Below are 1,358 nucleotides of genomic sequence, written 5' to 3' on the forward strand. Positions count from 1 at the left end.
AACTCCCGGCCGATGATGAACGCCTGCGCGAGCCCGTCCGGCGACGGCTGCACCGCGTACTGGATGTTCATGCCCCACTGGCTGCCGTCGCCGAGCATCGCCTCGAAACGGGGCGTGTCCTGCGGCGTCGAGATGATGAGCACGTCGCGGATACCCGCGACCATCAGCGTCGAGAGGGGGTAATAGATCATCGGCTTGTCGTACACCGGCAGCAGCTGCTTCGAGACCGCATGGGTGATCGGGTAGAGCCGCGTGCCGGAACCGCCGGCCAGAATGATGCCTTTGCGCGCCATGTCGGGCCCCTTACACGCGCTGCGCGTAGTTCGTTTCGACCCACTTGCGATAGTCGCCCGAGGCCACCTCGTCGGCCCACGGCTGGTTGTCCAGATACCAGCGCACCGTCTTCGCAAGACCGGTTTCGAACGTCTCGGCCGGCTTCCAGCCCAGTTCGCGCTCGAGCTTGCGCGCGTCGATCGCGTAGCGGCGGTCGTGACCGGGACGATCCGTCACATAGGTGATCTGGTCGCGGTACGAGCCCGCAGTCTTCGGGCGCAGTTCGTCGAGCAGGTCGCACAGCGTGTGCACGACCTCGAGATTCTTCTTCTCGTTCCAGCCGCCGACGTTGTACGTCTCGCCCGACTGGCCGCGCGCGAGCACTTCGCGGATCGCGCTGCAGTGGTCGCCCACGTAGAGCCAGTCGCGCACGTTCTGGCCGTCGCCGTATACGGGTAGCGGCTTGCCGGCGAGCGCGTTGGCAATCATCAGCGGAATGAGTTTTTCGGGGAACTGGTACGGACCGTAGTTGTTCGAGCAGTTCGTGGTGAGCGTCGGCAACCCATAGGTATGGTGATACGCGCGCACGAGATGGTCCGAGCCGGCCTTGGTGGCCGAATACGGGCTGTTCGGGGCATACGGGGTCGTTTCGGAGAATTGCGGATCGGTCGCCGAGAGCGAGCCGAACACTTCGTCCGTGGACACGTGCAGGAAGCGGAAGGCGGCCTTGTCGGCTTCGGGCAGGGCGTTCCAGTACTGGCGCGCGGCTTCGAGCAGCGTGAAAGTGCCGACCACATTGGTCTGAACAAAGTCAGCCGGGCCGTGGATCGAGCGGTCGACGTGGCTCTCCGCCGCGAAATGCAGGACCGCGCGCGGCTTGTGCTCCGCGAACAGCGCGTCGAGCGCGGCGCGGTCGCAGATGTCCACGCGGGCGAACACGTGCTTCGGATTGCCCTGCAGCGATTGCAACGTTCCAAGATTGCCCGCGTAGGTCAGCTTGTCTACGTTCAGAACGGCTTCGTCGGATTGACGGAACCAGTCAAGCACAAAGTTGGCGCCGATAAAGCCGGCACCGCCCGTTACCA

The 1,358-nt window shown here is 64.5% G+C and carries 2 protein-coding genes; both read right to left on the reverse strand.

The features are described 5' to 3' along the window. Positions 1-293, reverse strand: a 293-nt coding sequence (locus U5775_RS38765) for a sugar phosphate nucleotidyltransferase (protein ID WP_322063410.1), incomplete at its 3' end; no start/stop codon positions are given. Positions 294-303: 10 nt separating this feature from the next. Continuing rightward, positions 304-1,358: dTDP-glucose 4,6-dehydratase (rfbB, locus tag U5775_RS38770; RefSeq protein WP_322063411.1), on the reverse strand; the 1,055-nt coding region annotated here is incomplete at its 5' end.

It is taken from the genome of Paraburkholderia sp. J63, from assembly GCF_905220245.1.
Taxonomy (GTDB): domain Bacteria; phylum Pseudomonadota; class Gammaproteobacteria; order Burkholderiales; family Burkholderiaceae; genus Paraburkholderia.